The organism is Azohydromonas lata (assembly GCF_034427735.1).
Lineage (GTDB): Bacteria > Pseudomonadota > Gammaproteobacteria > Burkholderiales > Burkholderiaceae_C > Azohydromonas > Azohydromonas lata.
In genome coordinates this window covers 1-17,662 of the sequence record NZ_JAXOJX010000020.1, presented here as the reverse complement: position 1 = coordinate 17,662, position 17,662 = coordinate 1, and the positions used below count along the sequence as shown (strand labels likewise).

General features: G+C 71.2%; 14 protein-coding genes. 9 read left to right on the top strand and 5 right to left on the bottom strand.

What is annotated here, in order from left to right; genetic code table 11:
• Positions 1–44 precede the first annotated feature (44 nt).
• Positions 45–359 (bottom strand): hypothetical protein, encoded by a 315-nt coding sequence (locus tag SM757_RS13440; protein WP_066336404.1) that lies wholly within the window; start codon positions 357–359, stop codon positions 45–47.
• Positions 360–508: 149 nt separating this feature from the next.
• Positions 509–1,897, bottom strand: coding sequence for a GntP family permease (locus SM757_RS13435; protein ID WP_066336407.1), 1,389 nt, complete (start codon positions 1,895–1,897; stop codon positions 509–511).
• A 403-nt stretch (positions 1,898–2,300) separates the two neighbouring features.
• On the opposite strand from SM757_RS13435, the gene SM757_RS13430 reads away from it, so the two are divergent.
• The 6 genes from SM757_RS13430 (at position 2,301) to SM757_RS13405 (ending at position 10,362) form a co-directional block, all read left to right on the top strand.
• Positions 2,301–2,423, top strand: a complete 123-nt coding sequence (locus SM757_RS13430) for a hypothetical protein (RefSeq protein ID WP_322465863.1) — start codon at positions 2,301–2,303, stop codon at positions 2,421–2,423.
• Between the two features lie 204 nt (positions 2,424–2,627).
• On the top strand, positions 2,628–4,637 hold the full coding sequence (locus tag SM757_RS13425; protein WP_322465862.1) for a sensor domain-containing diguanylate cyclase: 2,010 nt from the start codon (positions 2,628–2,630) through the stop codon (positions 4,635–4,637).
• Between the two features lie 225 nt (positions 4,638–4,862).
• Positions 4,863–7,436: an ATP-binding protein gene (locus SM757_RS13420; protein ID WP_322465861.1), complete on the top strand. Its 2,574-nt coding sequence runs from the start codon at positions 4,863–4,865 to the stop codon at positions 7,434–7,436.
• The gene (locus SM757_RS13415; RefSeq protein WP_066336413.1) at positions 7,433–8,527 is read left to right on the top strand and encodes a response regulator; all 1,095 of its coding nucleotides are present in this window, start codon (positions 7,433–7,435) and stop codon (positions 8,525–8,527) included. The genes SM757_RS13420 and SM757_RS13415 overlap by 4 nt, the downstream gene beginning before the upstream one ends.
• A gap of 104 nt (positions 8,528–8,631) precedes the next feature.
• Positions 8,632–9,924 carry a hypothetical protein gene (locus SM757_RS13410; RefSeq protein ID WP_322465860.1) on the top strand — a complete coding sequence of 431 codons (1,293 nt, stop codon included), beginning with the start codon at positions 8,632–8,634 and terminating at the stop codon, positions 9,922–9,924.
• A gap of 9 nt (positions 9,925–9,933) precedes the next feature.
• Positions 9,934–10,362, top strand: a complete 429-nt coding sequence (locus tag SM757_RS13405; RefSeq protein ID WP_322465859.1) for a type 2 periplasmic-binding domain-containing protein — start codon at positions 9,934–9,936, stop codon at positions 10,360–10,362.
• 32 nt (positions 10,363–10,394) lie between these two features.
• Here the strand turns inward: SM757_RS13405 and SM757_RS13400 are convergent, their stop codons facing one another.
• Positions 10,395–10,793 (bottom strand): hypothetical protein, encoded by a 399-nt coding sequence (locus tag SM757_RS13400; protein WP_322465858.1) that lies wholly within the window; start codon positions 10,791–10,793, stop codon positions 10,395–10,397.
• Positions 10,794–11,027: 234 nt separating this feature from the next.
• Here SM757_RS13400 and SM757_RS13395 point away from each other — a divergent pair, with 234 nt between their 5' ends.
• Entirely contained in the window at positions 11,028–11,996 is a 969-nt protein-coding gene (locus SM757_RS13395) for a DedA family protein/thiosulfate sulfurtransferase GlpE (RefSeq protein ID WP_322465857.1), read from the top strand.
• A gap of 19 nt (positions 11,997–12,015) precedes the next feature.
• Here SM757_RS13395 and SM757_RS13390 read toward each other — a convergent pair whose 3' ends face one another.
• Positions 12,016–12,978 carry a hypothetical protein gene (locus SM757_RS13390; RefSeq protein ID WP_322465856.1) on the bottom strand — a complete coding sequence of 321 codons (963 nt, stop codon included), beginning with the start codon at positions 12,976–12,978 and terminating at the stop codon, positions 12,016–12,018.
• 303 nt (positions 12,979–13,281) lie between these two features.
• On the opposite strand from SM757_RS13390, the gene SM757_RS13385 reads away from it, so the two are divergent.
• Positions 13,282–14,250, top strand: coding sequence for a Bug family tripartite tricarboxylate transporter substrate binding protein (locus tag SM757_RS13385; protein ID WP_066336423.1), 969 nt, complete (start codon positions 13,282–13,284; stop codon positions 14,248–14,250).
• An 11-nt stretch (positions 14,251–14,261) separates the two neighbouring features.
• Here the strand turns inward: SM757_RS13385 and SM757_RS13380 are convergent, their stop codons facing one another.
• Positions 14,262–14,729 carry an Lrp/AsnC family transcriptional regulator gene (locus SM757_RS13380; protein ID WP_066336425.1) on the bottom strand — a complete coding sequence of 156 codons (468 nt, stop codon included), beginning with the start codon at positions 14,727–14,729 and terminating at the stop codon, positions 14,262–14,264.
• A gap of 120 nt (positions 14,730–14,849) precedes the next feature.
• Between SM757_RS13380 and mdeB the strand changes: the two genes are divergently transcribed.
• Positions 14,850–17,558 carry an alpha-ketoglutarate dehydrogenase gene (gene mdeB / locus SM757_RS13375; protein ID WP_322465855.1) on the top strand — a complete coding sequence of 903 codons (2,709 nt, stop codon included), beginning with the start codon at positions 14,850–14,852 and terminating at the stop codon, positions 17,556–17,558.
• Positions 17,559–17,662: the final 104 nt, after the last annotated feature.

The following is a 17,662-nucleotide window of genomic DNA, read 5'->3' as shown; positions in this document are numbered from 1 at the left end:
GTCGAACTGCCCGCCCACGGGCCGCGGTGCCGTGAGAAGCGTAACTAGAAACTGGCTGAAGCTTGGAATTCCAGCCTGGGCTTGTTTTTGATCGAGCAGCGCCGATACACGATCAAACTCGTGACGGCATAACACCCCACCAAGTTTCCCGTCGAAACCAGCACGAATTCAGCGTTGCGCGCCACCAGGGCCGCATACAGCAGCGTCACTGTGGCCGAAGTGCTCCAGATACTCCAAGTCAAGAGGGAAACGTCGGCCGCGCCGGTGCGGCTGCGCCACACGGACCATAACTGCGGAATATAGGCGGCCACGAGCACGGCCCCAAATACCGCATACAGAACACTCACCAGTTCAAGCACGACTTGGCTTTCAACAATTCAGGTTTGGGCCAAGTGTGCTTGATACAAGAAAAAGGATTAAATTCTATAAGCGGCGTGTATTCGGACTATTTCTCGCGGGCCGATTCAAATGCGACAAAAGTCACGGTGCTATTTCTCGGCCGGCCGCATCAATAAATCCCGGTCAGGTAGTAGATCCCGATCACTACGAACACCGCCGCCGTCTTGATCAGCGTGATGGCGAAGATGTCGCCGTAGGACTGCTTGTGCGTGAGCCCGGTGACGGCCAGCAGCGTGATGACGGCGCCGTTGTGCGGCAGCGTGTCCATGCCGCCGCTGGCCATGGAGGCCACGCGGTGCAGCACCTCCAGCGGGATGCCCGCGGCGTTGGCCGACTGGATGAAGGTGTCGGCCATGGCGGCCAGCGCGATGCTCATGCCGCCGGAGGCCGAGCCGGTGATGCCGGCCAAGGCGCTCACGGTGATGGCCTCGTTGATCAGCGGATTGGGGATGCCGCGCAGCGCGTCGGCGATCACCGTGAAGCCCGGCAGCGCGGCGATGACGCCACCGAAGCCGTACTCCGAGGCCGTGTTCATGGCCGCCAGCAGCGCGCCGGCAATGGCGGCCTTGGAGCCGTCGGCGAATTTCGACTTCACGCGCGGGAAGGCGAACACCAGCACGGTGAGGATGCCCACCAGCAGCGCGCCTTCCACGGCCCACACGGCGGCGATCTTGGAGATTTCCGTCACCACGGGCTTGCCGCCGGTCAGGGGAAGCTGGTGGGTCTGGCCGTAGTGGGCGTAAATCAGGTCCGTGAACACGCGGTTGAGCACGCCCACCAGCACCAGCGGCAGCAGCGCGATCAGCGGGTGGGGCAGCTTCTCGGCCTCGTAGGGCTCGGGCTCGTTGAGCAGGTTGCTGCCGTAGCCCTCGCCGGCGGCCAGGGCGCGGCGGCGGCGGCTTTCCAGGTAGAGCATGCCCATGGCCAGGATGAACAGCGCGCCGAACACGCCCAGCCACGGCGCGGCCCAGGTGGTGGTCTTGAAGAAGGTGGTGGGGATGATGTTCTGGATCTGCGGCGTGCCCGGCAGCGAATCCATGGTGAAGGTGAAGGCCCCCAGCGCGATGGTCCCGGGAATGAGCCGTTTGGGAATGTTGCTCTGGCGGAACATCTCCGCCGCGAACGGGTACACCGCGAACACCACCACGAACAGCGACACGCCGCCGTAGGTGAGCACGGCGCAGACGATGACGATGGAGAGCATGGCCCGCCCGCGGCCCACCACGTCGATGACGGCCGCAACGATGGACTTGGAGAAGCCGGACAGCTCGATGACCTTGCCGAACACCGCCCCCAGCAGGAAGACGGGGAAGTACAGCTTCACGAAGCCCACCAGCTTGTCCATGAACACGCCGGTGAACATGGGCGGCACCCAGGACGGCTCGGTCAGCAGCACGGCCAGCAAGGCCGCCACCGGCGCGAACAGGATGACGCTGTAGCCGCGGTAGGCCACGAACATCAGCAGCACCAGGGCTGCCAGAACAATCAGAAAACTCACCGGAACACTCCCTGTCGCATGTGGAGCTTGCGCTCCCGTTGGAGAACCGCTTGAACTGCCACGGCGCCTGCCCGCGGTTGTGCCATGCCGCCGCCGCGGCTGGATGAGCGGGCAACCGGCACGCGGCGGCAATCCGCACCTGCTCTGCGCTGCATCAAGCAGCCGTGCAGGCGTGCGCTGCGCGCAGGCTGTACCGCACCGGTCGGCGCCCCAGGAGCAGCCGCCGTGCCCGCATCGGCCGCCACGGCCGGCAGCCGCCCGGCGCCGGCGGCGCAGGCGGCGGAACCTGCGCCTCCCATACAAAGGCGGCCGCGCCGGGCCCGCAGGCGCGCGCGGGCTGCCGCCGGTTTGAGCCCGCACGCGCCGGGCGCTTTCCCAGGTTTACCGGTGGCCGTGCACGGGCATGGCAACGGCTTCCGCTTCCGACCCGCCTGAATCCGACCCTGGTGCGGAGCAGCCGCCCGCCTCGGCGCGCAGCCGGCTGGACGCCGGCCTGATCACCGGCGCCTCCGACGAGCCCTCGTGAGCCCGCAAACGGGCCCGCGGGCGTGCATCTCTCACGATTGAGGAGTTTGCCTGGGTTCAATTGCAGGGCCTGCGCGCCGATACAGCGTGATCCCCAGAACGCCCCACCCCCGCACTTCATGAAACACCTGCGCCGCAGCCCGCCCCCCCGGGCCTTGCGCCTTGACGTCACGGCGGCCCGCTCCCGGCCCGTGCGCGCCTGACCGTGCAGCGCTTGAAAGCGCCGCTGGAGGGCGCGCGCCGCGCGCTGGGCACGCTGCGCGCGCGGTTGACGCTGGCGGGCATCGCGCTGCTGGCGCTGGTGGTGCTGCTCAACACCTTGACGCTGGTGCAGCGGGCCGAGCAGGACACGCTGGTCGAGCAGCGCGATCGCGAGCTGGTGAAGGCGGAGCGCATCGCCGAGGTGCTGTCCGGCCGCGTGCTGGAGCTGCAGGGCGCGCTGGCCGCGGTGGCCGGGCAGCTTGACCAGCGCACGCTGCACGACCAGGCCGCGCTGGAGCGCTTCATGACCGACCGCATCGTGCTGCGGCGCATGTTCGGCAACGTCAACGTCGCCACGGCGGACGGCACGCTGCGCGTCTACGGCGAGCACAGCAGCCTGCGCAAGGTCGTGGCCAACGTGGCCGACCGCGCCTACTTCCGCCAGGCCATGGACAAGGCCCAGCCCAGCATTTCCGAGGCGCTGGTCAGCCGCGTGCTGGACGAGCCCGTGATCGTGCTGGCGCAGCCGCTGCAGGGCTCGCGCGGGCCCTTCGGCATGCTCAGCGGCTCCATACGCCTGGGCAGCGGCGGGCTGATGGCGCAGGTGCTGCAGTACCGCGGCGCCGGCGAGGCCGACGCGCTGCTGGTGGTCACGGACGAGCGCGGGCGCATCCTGGCGCACCCCGACATCGGCCGGGCGCTGCAGCACATCTCCACCGAGCCGCGCCTGGCGCAGGCCTGGGACGACTGGGTGCGCATGGGGCGCCCGCTGGAGCCCGCGGGCGTGTCCGCGCAGCAGGAGGGCGAGCTCGTCAGCGTGGCCGCCGTGAGCGGGCCGCAATGGCTGGTGTGGCGCGCCATGCCGCAGCAGCGGCTGCTGGCGCCGCTGCACGACGCGCGCCGCCTGGCCATCACTTGGGCCGTGCTCATGATCGTGGCTGCCAGCGCGGCGCTGCTTGGGCTGGTGAGCTGGCTGCTGCGGCCGCTGCAGGCGCTGCAGCGGCGCGCGCAGCACCTGTTCGATCCTGCCTTCGACCCGCACGCGGGCTGGCCCGCGGCCACCGGCGAGATCGCCAGGCTGGCGCAGGCGCTGCGCCACGCCGGGGCCGAGCGCGCGCAGATGGATGCCTTCAACACCGAGCTGCTGCGCCGGCTGGAGGGCGTGATGGCCGCCGCGCCCGTGGGCATCGCCTTCACCCGCGACAACCGCATCGAACTGGCCAACGCCGAGCTGTGCGCGCTGCTGGGCCGCGAGGCCGGCACGCTGGCCGGCCAGCCGCTGAGCGCGCTGGGCCTGCGGCAAGACGGCGTGCTGGCCCTGCTGCGCCGCGCCACGCGCGCCTTCCAGGCCGGGCAGCCCTACAGCGACGAAATGGAGCTGCGCCTGGCGCACGGCGGCACGTTCTGGGCGCAGTTGCGCGTGCAGCCTTCGCGCGGGGACGAGGCCGCGCCGGGGCTGATCTGGTGCGTGCTCGACGTCACCGCGCAGCGCACCGCGCGCGAGCACTTGCGCTGGTCCGCGCACCACGACCCGCTCACCGGGCTGGCCAACCGCGCAGCGCTTGAGCAGCAGCTGGAGCATGTGTTCGCCGCCCGCCCGCGCTCCATGCCCGCGATGCTGGTGGCCATGGACCTGGACCACTTCAAGCCCATCAACGACAGCGCCGGCCATGCCGCGGGCGACGCCATGCTCAAGGCCGTGGCCGCGGCCATCAACGGCTGCGTGCGCGTGGGCGACCTCGTGGCGCGCTTGGGTGGCGACGAGTTCGTCCTGCTGCTGCAGCGCTGTCCGCCGGAGCGCGCGCTGCTCATCGCCCAGGCCGTGTGCGCGGCCGTGGCCGCCATAGAGCTGCCCTGGGAGGGCCGCACGCTGCGCGTGAGCGCCTCCGCCGGCGTGGCCGAGCTGCAGGCCGACATGTTCGAGGTGGCGCACTGGCTCAAGGCCGCCGACCGCGCCTGCTACGACGCCAAGGGCGCCGGGCGTGGGCACGCGCGTGCCGCCCTGGTGAGCTGAACAGGCCCAACGCTTGCGCAGGAAACCATGAAGATTGCTTTTGCCAACGAAAATGTGCAAAAGCTCCGGCAATTTTTCGCGCCGGCGCTTGCGTCATGGCAAAGCGCGTCGCACAGCGCATCCGCCAAGGCCGCGCAGATGCTCAACTCGCCGTCTGGCGGGTCGATATGCAGCGTTGTCCGCCTGGTTCACGACAACGCCGTCGTGGCGCGCTGCCTGTACGCCTTGAGCAAACACACCGCCCAGTCCGCCAGTGCCCTGCCGCAAGGCTCCAGCTTGCGGCTGCGCACCGTTTCGCGAAACTTCTTCGCGCTGGTGTCGGTGGCGCTGGCGGCCAACCTGCTGTTCCTGCTGGCCATTGGCGCGGCCTTCGACAGCGCGCGGCTGGCCGCGCTGCGCCGCGACCAGGCCATGGGCCTGGTGGGCGAGTTGCACCACGAGACCGACCGGCTGGCGCGGCTGGTGCGCGCCTACACAGCCACGGCCGATGCGCGCTACCTGCTCTATTACTACGACATCCTGGCCATACGCCAGGGCGAGAAGCAGCCGCCGGACCCGGCCGACCGCCTGTACTGGGACCAGGTCATCGCCGGGTTGAGGCCGCACCGGCTGCCCGGCGGGGGCCCGGGCCTGCCCCTGGCCGAGCGCATGCGGCGCATGGACTTCGACGACGCCGAGCAGCAGGCGCTGCGTGCCGTGCTGCAGGCCTCGGCCGTGCTGGGCAAGACCGAGCAGGTGGCCTTTGCCGCCACGCAGGGGCTGTACGACAAGGCCAAGGGGCAGTTCGTCTCCGACGGCGAGGCCGACCCCGCCTTCGCGCGGCAGGTGGTGTACAGCGCGCAGTACGAGCTGCAGGCCGCGCAACTGGCCGGCAAGGTGGACGAGCTCGTGCGGCTGACCGACGTGCGCACCGCCGCCGAGGTGCAGGCCGCCGGCTTGCGGCTGCGCGGCTTCGTGAGCGCGGCCATCGCCATGGATGCGCTGGTGGCCCTGGCCGTGTGGCTGGCCTGGCGCGGCGTGCGCCGCCGCGTGCTGCAGCCCATCGCGGGCCTGGCCGCCACGGCCGAGCGCTATGCCCTGGGCGACTACGGCGCGCAGATGGACCCGGTGAGCGCGCGCGTGGGCGAGCTCGACGGCCTGGCGCACACGCTGGAGCACATGGCCGCCTCCATTCGCAGCGACCTCGAAGAGCGCGCGCGCACCCAGCGCGAGCTGGAGGCCGCGCGCACGCAGGCCGAGGCCGCCACGCGGGCCAAGAGCCTGTTCCTGGCCAACATGAGCCACGAGATACGCACGCCGCTCAACGCCATCATCGGCATGACCTACCTGGCGCTGGGCACGCCGCTGACCGACCAGCAGCGCGACTACCTGCACAAGGTGCACGGCGCCTCCACGCTGCTGCAGGGCTTGCTGCACGACATCCTGGACCTCTCCAAGATCGAAGCCGGCAAGCTGGCGCTGGAGTGCATACCCTGCCACCTGGAGAGCCTGATGGGCGACGCGCTGTCGCTGCAAAGCTCCAAGGCCGCCGAGAAGGGGCTGCTGCTGGCGCGCGAGATGGAGGGGCTCGCGCGCGACGCCGCGGCCGTGGTGTGGGGCGACCCGCTGCGGCTGCGCCAGGTGCTGATGAACCTGCTGTCCAACGCGGTGAAGTTCACCGAGCGCGGCCAGGTGCGGCTGCGCGTGAGCCTGGAGCCCCTGGCGGCCGAGGACGACGGCGAGCCCCGCGCGCTGCTGCGCATCGCCGTGGAGGACAGCGGCGTGGGCATGACGGCCGAACAACTGGCGCTGCTGTTCGAGGACTTTGCGCAGGCCGACAGCTCGACGGCGCGGCGCTACGGCGGCACGGGGCTGGGGCTGTCCATCTCGCGGCGGCTGGTCACGCTCATGGGCGGCACGCTGCTGGCGCGCAGCGAGCCCGGCCAGGGCTCGACCTTCACCGTCACGCTGCCCGTGCGCATGGCGCAGCCGCTGGCCGGCCCGCGGCCGTTCCATCCGGCCGCTGCCGACAGCCCCTGGAGCGACGCGGGTGCGACGGCGGCCCGCCGCCCGTTGCAGGGCCTGCACGTGCTGCTGGTGGACGACGACGCGCAGAACAGGCAGGTCGCCGGCGAGCTGCTGGAGCGCGCGGGCGCGGAAGTGGCCACCGCCGACGACGGCCGCAAGGCGCTGGAGGCCTTGCTGACCCTGGAGCGCTTGCCGCAGCCCGGCGCGGCCTGCCACGTGGTGCTCATGGACCTGCAGATGCCCGTGATGGACGGCTACGAGGCCACGCGGGCCATTCTTGCGCGCCCGGCCTGGCGCCACCTGCCCATCGTGGCGCTGACCGCGCACGCGCTGGTGGAGGAGCGCCGGCGCTGCCTGGAGATGGGCATGCGCGGCCACATCGCCAAGCCGCTGGAGCCGCACGTGCTCATAGGCGCGATGCGCCCCTACGTGCCCACGCCCCCCGACGCCGGCGCCGCACCGGACGGCTCCCCCGCACCTGCGCCCGCCCAGTCGGCCGAGCCGCTGCACGCGGGCACGGACCTGCCGGACACCGAAGATGCGGCCGCGCCGCAGGACGCGGGAGCCCACTGGGCGCGGCTGCGCGAGCTGCTGGTCGATGGCGACAGCCAGGCGCTGGAGCACTGGCGCGCGCGCCGCGTGGAGCTCATGCGCGCGCTGCCCACAACGCAGGCCCACGCGCTGGACCTGGCCCTGCAGCGCTGCGACTTCGACGCGGCGCTGGACACCCTTTCCAACATCCTGCCGGCTGCCGCTGCGCAGCCGGCGCTGGAACTCACGAGAACGACATGACGCAGCAAGAACGCCCCACGATCCTCGTCGTGGACGACACCCCCGACAACCTCACGCTGCTGGCCGACCTGTTGGGCGGCGAGTGCCGCGTGAAACTGGCCAACGGCGGCGCGCGGGCGCTGGCGCTGGCGCAGCGCGAGCCGCCGGACCTGGTGCTGCTGGACGTGATGATGCCCGGCATGGACGGCTTCGAGGTCTGCCGCCAGCTCAAGGCGCACGAGGCCACGCGCGACGTGCCGGTGATCTTCCTCACCGCGCTGGGCCAGGCCGAGGACGAAACGCGCGGCTTCGAGCTGGGCGCCGTGGACTTCATCACCAAGCCCATCAGCCCGCCCGTGGTGCAAGCACGGGTGAAGACGCAGCTGCAGGTCAAGGCCTGGCGCGACTCGCTCAGCCGCCGCAACGCCGGGTTGCAGGCACAACTGCTGGAGCGAATGAACCAGGTGGAGCGACTGCGCGACGCCACGCTGCACGTGATGGTGTCGCTGGCCGAGTTCCGCGACGAGGACACGGGCAACCACATCAAGCGCACCCAGGAGTACGTGCGCGTGCTGGCCGAGTACGTGCGCGCCCACCCCGAAGGCTGCGAGGAGGCCACCGGGCTGGACGACCACGCCATAGAGCTCATGGCCAAGTCCGCGCCGCTGCACGACATCGGCAAGATCGCCATCCCCGACCACATCCTGCTCAAGCCCGGCAAGCTCGACGCGGCGGAGTTCGAGCAGATGAAGGGCCACTCCGTGCACGGCTGGGAGATCCTGCGCCGCGCCGCGCAGCGCATGGCCGGCGACTCCGACGTGCTGCTGTACGCCATGCAGATCGCCCGCCACCACCACGAGCGCTGGGACGGCGGCGGCTACCCCGACCGGCTGGCCGGGCGCGGCATTCCGCTGGCGGCGCGGCTCATGGCCGTGGCCGACGTGTACGACGCGCTCACCACGCGGCGCCCGTACAAGGAGCCGTTCCCGCACGCGCGGGCCATGGCCATCATCCTGGACGGGCGCGGCAGCCACTTCGACCCGCAGCTCATAGACGCGCTGCTGGCCTGCGAACCGCGCTTCGTCGAGATCGCCAGCACCTGGCGCGACTGATGGGCCGCGGCCGTACCTTCCCGGCACCCGTGGCGGCGCCCCGGGCCGCACGCCCCGCGCGGCCGGGCCGGCGCATGGGGCGCCCACGGGCTGCCGTGCTGTCCATGGCGGCCCTGGCCGTGCTGGCCCTGTCGGGAGCCGGCGCGGCGCGGGCGGCGGGCGCGGACGGCGACGGCGGCGACGGCCCCTCGCTGTCGTGGTCGGCCTTCGGCACGGCGGGCTATGCCGTCTCGGACCGCGCCTGGCGCTACCAGCGCTTCGTGGACGATGGCGGCACCTTCAAGCGCGACACGGTGCTGGGGGCGCAAGTGGACCTGCAGCTCACGCCGCAGTGGTCGGCCACGCTGCAGCCGCGGCTGGCGCCGGCCACGCGCAACGACACGCGCTGGGACCTCACGGCGGCCTGGGCCTTCGCGGCCTGGCGGCCCAACAACGACTGGCTGCTGCGCGTGGGCAAGCTGCGCGTGCCCTTCATGCTGCGTTCGGCGCAGCTCGACGTTGGGCAGACCTACGACGAGGCGCGCGTGCCCACCGAGGTCTACAGCCTGCTGCCGGCCAGCGACTTCACCGGCGCGCACCTCTCGCGCAACTGGAGCCGCGGGGGCGGCGAGCTGGCCCTGGACCTCTACCACGGCGACTCGCCGCTGGTGAACCGCAACCGCGTCTGGCTGCGCGAGCCCTCGTTGGGCGCGGCGCCGGCCGTGATGTTCAGTGACCTGGAGATCACGGTGACGGGGGCCGTGCTGTCGTGGAACACGCCTGACTTGAGCGCGCGCGCCGGCGTGCACCACACGCGCGTGCGCAATGCCGACGGCTCCGGGCTGCTGGTGCGCCCGCGCTGGGTGGACCTGGGCGGCGGCGCGGGCTACTGGCAGACCCGCGGCGCAGGCCTGGAGCGGGTGAGCAACAGCAACAACGTGGCGCTGACCTTGGGCGCCGAAGCGCAATTGGGCGGCGGCTGGCGCCTGGCGGCCGAGTGGCTGCGCATCATTCCGCGCGAGCTGGAGATGGGCATGTCCTCGACCTCGGCCTACCTCACGGCCTACCGGAGCTGGTCGGCGCTCACGGCCTACGCCACCGTGGCGGCCATCCATCCGGGCAGCGGGCCGCTGAAGTGGGTGCAGCAACTGGAGACGACCACGGTGCCGGGCTCGGTACAGGACGCCTCGGCGCTCAACGCCTCCATGCGCGCGCGGGCGGACATCGTCCCCTTGTTCCGCCAGCGCTCGCTGGCCTTGGGCGCGTCCTATGCACTTTCGCCCACGAGCAAGCTCAAGGCCGAGTGGCTGCATACGCACGCACAGGGCTCGCAGTTCATGGACGTGCCCGCGGGCCAGGGGCTGCTGCAGCCCCGGCGCGTGAACGTGCTGTCCGTGAGCTACAGCTTCGCGTTCTGAGTCGGACCCATGCAGCGCAGAACCTTTATCGCCCACACGCTGCCCGCCCTGGCGGGCGCGGCCGGCGTAGCTGCCGCCTGGGCCGACGAAGGCGTGGCCGTCATCGGCAACCTGCCCGCGCGCGCGCTGGACGCCGAGACGCTCAAGCGCATCTACACCGGCCGCACGATAGAGCTGGAGGGGCTGCTGCTGCGCCCGGTGAACCTGCCCTACGGCCACCCGCTGCGCCGGCGCTTCCTGAGCGCGGTGCTGCAGCAGCAGGAAGACGACTACCTGGCCTACTGGACCGTGCGCCGCTACATCGGCAAAGGCGCGCCGCCGCGCGAGCTCGCGGGCACGGCCGAGGTGCTGGCGCACGTGCGCAACACGCCCGGCGCCATAGGCTACGTGGAAGCCTCGCAGCTCACGCCGGACCTGAACGTGCTGCTGCGGCGCTGAGCACAACTGGAGTTCGGCGCGGGCGTGACCGCTCAGCGTCCGCTGCGCCCGGCCACACCCGTGCCGGTAGCCGGGCCCGGGGCGCCGCCCAAGCCGCCGTCGCCGGAGACGCTGCCCTCCCCCGTGCCGGCCGGGCCGGCCGCGCCGCCCTGGGCGGTGGTGTCGCCCGTGCTTGGGCCGCTGGCGGCGGTGTTGGCGCGGTTGGCGCGCAGCACACGGCCGGCGCGGGCGGCGCCGGGGGGCGTCTCGCGCGTGCCGCTCATGCCGCCGTCCACGGTGCCGGAGGAACCCGAGCCCGCGCCCATGAAGCCCGGCCCCTTGTTGCTGCCGCCCGTCATGCCGCCGGCCTGTGCCCAAGCGGCGCCGCAAAGCGCCAGCAGCGCGGCCAGCGCCGCCGCCTTCAGGCCCACAACTCCTTGGACGCGCTTCATGTCCAGCTCCTGCAACAAGGGATGAGCCCTCACGGCAGCAAGGCCGGTGCCCGAGAGAGGGGTGTGCCGCGGTCCGCGGGGAACCGGGCCGCCGTTGGCGTCCCGTGAGCCCAGGCGTTGTGGCAACACCTCCGGCGCCGGCCCGCCGGCGCAGCCGTCACGCACGCCGCTGCCGGTTCACCCCATAAGCCCCAACGCCCACCCGCCCCCGCGTACGGCTCTACGCTTGGCGCGATGCAAGCGCTGGTCGATCTGCTGTTGCGCCATGGGGTGCTGTTGGTGTTCGTGGTCACCCTGGCCGCGCGGGTGGGTGCGCCCGTGCCGGCGGCGCCGCTGCTGGTGGTGGCGGGCGGCCTGGCGGCCGGCGGACGCTTTTCGTTGGCCGCGGCGATGGCCGTGGCCGTGGCTGCCAACGTGGTGGGCGACGCGCTGTGGTTTGCCGGCGGGCGCCGCCACGGCCACCGCGTGATGCGGCTGCTGTGCCGCGTGTCGCTGTCGCCCGACTCCTGCGTGCGCCGCAGCGAGCTGCTCATCGGCCGCTGGGGCGGCAGCTCGCTCATTGCCGCCAAGTTCGTGCCCGGCGTGTCGCTGGTGGCCGCGCCCATGGCCGGCGCACTGGACATGCCCTGGCTGACCTTCCTGTTCTTCGGTGTGGTCAGCGGCGCGATCTGGAGCGCCGCCTACCTGCTGCTGGGCCTGGCCTTCAGCCATGAAGTGCAGCGCGTGCTGGACGTGATGGCCGACGCCGGCACCAAGGCGCTCATCGCCCTGGGCGTGCTGCTGGCGGCCCTGGTGGCGCGGCGCTGGTGGCGGCGGCGGCGCATGCAGCGCGACATGGCCATGCCGCGCGTGGGCGTGGCCGAGCTGCGCGAGCTGCTGCAGGCGCAGGAGCCGCCGCTGGTGCTGGACGTGCGCGCGGGCTCCAGCCTGGCGATGGACCTGCGCCGCATCCCGGGCGCGCGCCACGTGGAGTTGGGCGCCGTGGCCGCGCTGCGGGACGAGCTGCACCCGCAACGTTCCATCGTCGTGTACTGCAACTGCCCCAACGACGTCTCGGCCGCACAGGCCGCGCGCGTGCTGCAGGACCACGGTTTCACGAACGTCCGCCCCCTGGCGGGCGGGCTGGAAGCCTGGTTCGCCGATGCGCCGCCGGCCGGCGTTGCCGCGCCCACGGCCGACGGCCCTGCGCCCGCGGCGCATTGAGGGCGCGGCGGCGGCTTGTTCAGGCCGCCTGGAGATCGAACACCGGCAGGTAGGGCGGCGCGCGGTGCGGGCCCACGCGGCTGGCCGCCGCCATTCCCTTGCGGCAGAGGTCGGCCACGCCGGGGCCGCGCTCGGCCAGCACCAGCAGCCGCACCGGGTGGCGGAACGTCGCCTGGTTGAGCTGCAGCGCATGCAGCGCCTGCGCCAGCACTTGGGCGTGCAGCCCGTCGGCCACGATGAGCGTGGGCCGGCGCGGACGGAACCGCGCCAGCGGCTTGACTGCCGCCGCGCTCAAGGGCAGGTAGCCGGCGTCCCAGGGCGTGGCCGGCGGCACGGGCCGCCACCACAGGCACTCGTCCAGCTTGATGCGCAGCCGCCAGCCCAGGCCCCGCAGCCGGCTGCCCAGCGCCAGCAGCCGCGTGCTGCCGTCAATGTGGCGGGAGAACCCTTCGGCCAGGCGGCGGCGCTCCAGCTCGGTGCCGCCGGTGAGCACGGCCACGCTCAGCCGCAATTCCACGTCAGGCAGGGCGCCCGGGCGCCACCAGGGCGTGCAGCCCGGCCCGCTGCCGTGCAGGCACCAGTGCTCCAGGCCGGCCCAAGTGGCGCGCCGGGACGGGTGCAGCGCCGGCGCGTCGGCGGGGCCCAGGTTCCCGGCAGGCTCCACGCGCAGCGCAGCGCCGTCGAAGCGGGCCGTCAGCGTTGGACCGATGTGGCGCGCGGGTGCCAGGCACAGCACGAAGCAGCCCGCCAGCAGTGCCGCCAGGTCGCGCCACAGCGGGTCGCTGGCCAGCGGCTGGCCCAACAGCAGCGCGTCCACCCAGCCGCGTTGCCAGCCTTCGCGGCCGGTGGCCTGGCCCAACAGCGCCGCCAGCGCCTCGGCCAGCAACGCCAGCCCAAGGGCCAAACCCAATGCGGCGGCGGCGGTCGCCGCGCCCTCCCTGCTGCTGCCGGCCCGCCGCGGGGCCTGGTCCTGCTTGTTCATCGTCTTGCCCATACCTGGACTGGGGTCATACCGGACGCCATGCTATCGGCGCTCCATGGGCGCTTCCCTGCCTTGCCGCGCACGAAGACCGCCACGAACCGCCATTTCTCACGGCTTGGCCGGCATGGGCGATGCAGCTGGGCCGGTACCCGGGGCCCAGGGTGCGGCGAGGAATGAATGCACGGGATTTCCCGGTACCGCTTTCGCGAAGTGCGAAAGCTCGGCTCCCGTCTGTGTCATTCCGCCCACAGGGCGGCACTTACAGAATGCGCCCGCGCCCGCTGCAAAACAGGAGACACAAGCATGAACATCGCCCGCCGTGCCGTACTGCTGATGCTGGCCGCCGCCAGCAGCGGCGCCGCTTTCGCCGAAGACAAATACCCCAGCAAGCCGGTCACCGTGGTGGTGCCGCAGGCGCCGGGCGGCGCCAATGACGCCATCGCGCGCATCGTGGCGCAAAAGCTCAGCGAGCAGACCGGCCAGCAGTTCATCGTGGACAACCGCCCCGGCGCGGGCGGCAACCTGGGCAGCGCCGTGGCCGCCAAGTCCAAGCCGGACGGCTACACGCTGCTGCTGACCGTGAGCAGCGCCCACGTCATCAATCCCTCGCTCTACAAGAACCCGGGCTTCGACCCGGTGAAGGATTTCGAGCCCATCACGCCCGTGGCCACCGCCGGCTACGCGCTGGTGGCCAACAACGATTTCCCGGCCAGGAACGTGAGCGAGATGATTGCCGTGGCCAAGAAGCAGCCGGGCAAGATCGCCATCGCCTCCGCGGGCAACGGCACGCTCAACCACCTCATTGGCGAGATGCTGCAAAAGGCCGCGGGCATCGAGCTGATGCACGTGCCCTACAAGGGCGCCTCGGCCGCGGTGACGGACCTCGTGGGCGGCCAGGTGCAGCTTTCGGTGCAAAGCCTGCCGTCGTCGATTTCCTTCATCAAGTCCGGCAAGTTGAAGGTGCTGGGCGTGGTCAACGAGAAGCGCGTGGCCGCGCTGCCGGACGTGCCCACCATCGGCGAGACCCTCAAGGGCTTCGGCTCGACGCCCTGGTACGGCCTGTTCGCGCCGGCGGGCACGCCCAAGGCCATCGTGAACCAGTTGCAGGCGCAGGTGGCCAAGGCGCTGGAAGGCAAGGATGCGCAGGACAAGCTGGCCGCCGTGGGCTGCGAGCCGTTCAAGAGCACGCCGGAGCAGTTCGGCGCGCTGGTGAAGGAAGAGCTGCCGAAGTGGGCGCGCATCGTCAAGGAATCGGGCGCCACCGTGGATTGAGCGCTTGGGCGCTACGCGCTTCCCAGCGGCAGCGCCGTCTTGTAGCGCACCTGCTTGAGCGCGAAGCTGGAGCGGATCTTCTCCACCTCCTCCATGGGCGAGAGCTGCTCCAGGATGAACCGCTCCAGCGCCGGGATGTCCGGCACGGCCACGCGCAGCAGGTAGTCGGCGTCGCCGGACATGAGGTAGCACTCCATCACCTCGTCGCGGGCGCACACGTGCGCCTCAAAGCGCTCCAGCGCCGCGCGCGACTGGTGGCGCAGGCTCACCGAAATGAAGACGTTCAAGTCCAGCCCAAGCTGCTTGGCGTCCAGCAGCGCCACGTATTGGCGAATCACGCCTTTGGCCTGCAGTGCCCGCACCCGTGCCAGGCACGGCGAGGGCGACAGATGCACCCGCTCGGCCAAGGCCACGTTGGACAGGCCGGCATCGCGCTGCAGCTCATGAAGTATCCGCAAATCGACTGCATCCAGGCTCATTTGGCTTCTCCCACATTGATTGGCAGCATTTTGTGCTGCCGTAAGCCTGTACTGCAGTGAACTTCGGCGATTTCTGCGGCAGCGCCGTTCCTACACTGCCCGGACTCAGGAGACAGCGACATGAGCGACTTGAAGATCCAGCAGCACCTGGCCGCCCTGCCGGCCGCGGACCCTGATCCGCAGGAAAGCGCCGAGTGGCGCGACGCGCTGGCGTCGCTGCTGGAGGCGGCGGGCCCGGCGCGCGTGCGCCAGATCATGGACATGCTGGCGGCCGCCGCCCGCGACCCGGCCGTGGGCTGGCAGCCGCAGCGCGGCACGCCCTACATCAACACCATTCCCGCGGCGCAGCAGCCGGCGTTTCCCGGCGACCTGGCGCTGGAGGAGCGGCTGGCGTCGCTCATGCGCTGGAACGCGCTGGCCATGGTGGTGCGGGCCAACCAGGCGTATGGCGAGCTGGGCGGGCACATCGCCAGCTACGCCAGCGCGGCGGACCTGTTCGAGGTCGGCTTCAACCACTTCTTCAAGGCGGGCGGTGAAGGGGGCGGCGGCGACCTGGTGTTCTACCAACCGCACTCGGCGCCGGGCGTGTATGCGCGGGCCTTCCTGGAAGGGCGGCTGAGCGAAACGGACTTGAGCCACTACCGGCAGGAGATCAGCGCCGCGCGCGCCGGGGCGCGGGGCCTCTCCAGCTATCCGCACCCCTGGCTGATGCCGGACTTCTGGCAGTTCCCGACCGGCTCCATGGGTTTAGGCCCCATCAGCTCCATCTACCAGGCGCGCTTCATGCGCTACCTGCAGCACCGCGCGCTGCTGGACACGGCGGGCCGCAAGGTCTGGGGCGTGTTCGGCGACGGCGAGATGGACGAGCCCGAGAGCATGAGCGCGCTCACGCTGGCCGCCCGGGAGAAGCTGGACAACCTGATCTGGGTCGTCAACTGCAACCTGCAGCGCCTGGACGGGCCGGTGCGCGGCAACGGCCGCATCATCGACGAGCTCGAAGCCCTGTTTGCCGGCGCGGGCTGGCGCGTGATCAAGCTCGTCTGGGGTTCCGATTGGGACGGCCTCTTCGCCCGGGATGGCGAGGGCGCCTTGGTGGACGCCTTCTCGCGCACGGTGGACGGCCAATTCCAAACCTTCGCCGCCAAGGACGGGCGCTACAACCGCGAGCATTTCTTCGGCCAGGACCCGCGGCTGGCCGCTCTCGCGCAGGGGCTGACGGACGAGCAGATCGACCGCTTGAAGCGCGGCGGCCACGACCTGGTGAAGATCCACGCGGCCTACCACGCCGCGGCGCACACCGCGGGACAGCCCACCGTCATCCTGGCCCAAACCAAGAAGGGCTACGGCATGGGCGACGCCGGCCAGGGCCGCATGACCACGCACCAGCAAAAGAAGCTGGAACGAGAAGACCTCGTCGCCTTCCGCAACCGGTTCAACCTGCCGCTCACCGACGAGCAGGCCGCGAACCTGGAGTTCGTGAAGCCGGCCGAGGACAGCCCGGAAATGCGCTACCTGCACGCGCGCCGCGCGGCGCTGGGCGGGTTCATTCCCGCCCGCCGCACGCGGGCTGAAGCCCTGCCCGTGCCGGCGCTGGAGCGCTACGGCCAGTTCGCGCTGCAGGCCGAGGGCAAGGAGATGAGCACCACCATGGCCTTCGTGCGCATGCTGGGCAGCCTGCTGCGCGACAGCACGTTGGGCCCGCGCGTGGTGCCCATCGTGGCCGACGAGGCGCGCACCTTCGGCATGGCCAACCTCTTCAAGCAGGTCGGCATCTATGCCTTCAATGGGCAGAGCTACGAGCCGGAGGACATCGGCTCGCTCATGAGCTACCGCGAGGCGCGGGACGGGCAGATCCTGGAGGAAGGCATCAGCGAGGCCGGCGCCATCAGCAGCTGGACGGCGGCGGCCACGAGCTACTCGGTGCACGGGCAGGCGATGCTGCCCTTCTACATCTACTACTCGATATTCGGCTTCCAGCGCATCGGCGACCAGATTTGGGCCGCCGCCGACCAGCGCGCCCGCGGTTTCCTGCTCGGCGCCACGGCCGGCCGCACCACCTTGGGCGGCGAGGGCCTGCAGCACCAGGACGGCTCCAGCCTGCTGCAGGCGGCGCAGATTCCGAACTGCCGCGCCTACGACCCCTGCTTTGCCGGTGAATTCGCCGTGATCCTGGACCACGGCATGCGGCAGATGCTGGAGCAGCAGGAGGACGTCTTTTATTACGTCACCCTGATGAACGAGAACTATGGGCAGCCGTCGCTGCCGGCGGGTGTGGCGGCGGACGTGATCCGCGGCCTCTACCGCTTCGGCGTGCACGCGCCGACGGGGGCGGCGCGTGGCACCGTGCGGCTGGTGGGCTCGGGGACCATCCTGCGCGAGGCCCTGGCCGCGGCCGAGTTGCTGGCCGCGGACTGGGGCGTGGAAGCCGAGGTGTGGAGCGCGACCAGCTTCAGCGAACTGGCGCGCGAGGCACGGGAAGTGGAGCGCTGGAACCGGCTGCATCCCGCGCAGCCGGCCCGCTCCAGCCACGTGCAGCAGTGCCTGGCGGGCGACGCGCCGGTGATTGCCGCCTCCGACTACGTACGTGCCTGGCCACAACTGGCGCTGGCCTGCGTGGACACCCCCGTAACAGTGCTGGGCACGGACGGCTTTGGGCGCAGCGACACGCGGGCGGCGCTGCGCGGCTTCTTCGAGGTGGACCGTGCGCACATCGTGCTGGCGGCGCTCACGGCGCTGCGCGAGCGGGGCGAGGCCACGGCTGACGATTGCGCGGCGGCGATGGAGCGTTACGGCATCAGCGCGGAGCAGGCTGCGCCCTGGAATTGCTGACGCTGATCTGTTGAAAGTGAGCCGCTGCGGGTCACCGCAGTGAAAAGGGTACGCGTGCAAACCACGTGTGCCCTTTTTCAATCCCGAAAGCAAATCCAAGGACA

Bases quoted from the DNA above. Each gene is read 5' to 3' on its own strand.
- SM757_RS13430 (WP_322465863.1), top strand. From the start codon at position 2,301: ATGGCAACGGCTTCCGCTTCCGACCCGCCTGAATCCGACCCTGGTGCG.
- SM757_RS13415 (WP_066336413.1), top strand. From the start codon at position 7,433: ATGACGCAGCAAGAACGCCCCACGATCCTCGTCGTGGACGACACCCCC.
- SM757_RS13410 (WP_322465860.1), top strand. From the start codon at position 8,632: ATGGCGGCCCTGGCCGTGCTGGCCCTGTCGGGAGCCGGCGCGGCGCGG.
- SM757_RS13405 (WP_322465859.1), top strand. From the start codon at position 9,934: ATGCAGCGCAGAACCTTTATCGCCCACACGCTGCCCGCCCTGGCGGGC.
- SM757_RS13400 (WP_322465858.1), bottom strand. From the start codon at position 10,793: ATGAAGCGCGTCCAAGGAGTTGTGGGCCTGAAGGCGGCGGCGCTGGCC.
- SM757_RS13395 (WP_322465857.1), top strand. From the start codon at position 11,028: ATGCAAGCGCTGGTCGATCTGCTGTTGCGCCATGGGGTGCTGTTGGTG.
- SM757_RS13390 (WP_322465856.1), bottom strand. From the start codon at position 12,978: ATGAACAAGCAGGACCAGGCCCCGCGGCGGGCCGGCAGCAGCAGGGAG.
- SM757_RS13385 (WP_066336423.1), top strand. From the start codon at position 13,282: ATGAACATCGCCCGCCGTGCCGTACTGCTGATGCTGGCCGCCGCCAGC.
- SM757_RS13380 (WP_066336425.1), bottom strand. From the start codon at position 14,729: ATGAGCCTGGATGCAGTCGATTTGCGGATACTTCATGAGCTGCAGCGC.
- mdeB (WP_322465855.1), top strand. From the start codon at position 14,850: ATGAGCGACTTGAAGATCCAGCAGCACCTGGCCGCCCTGCCGGCCGCG.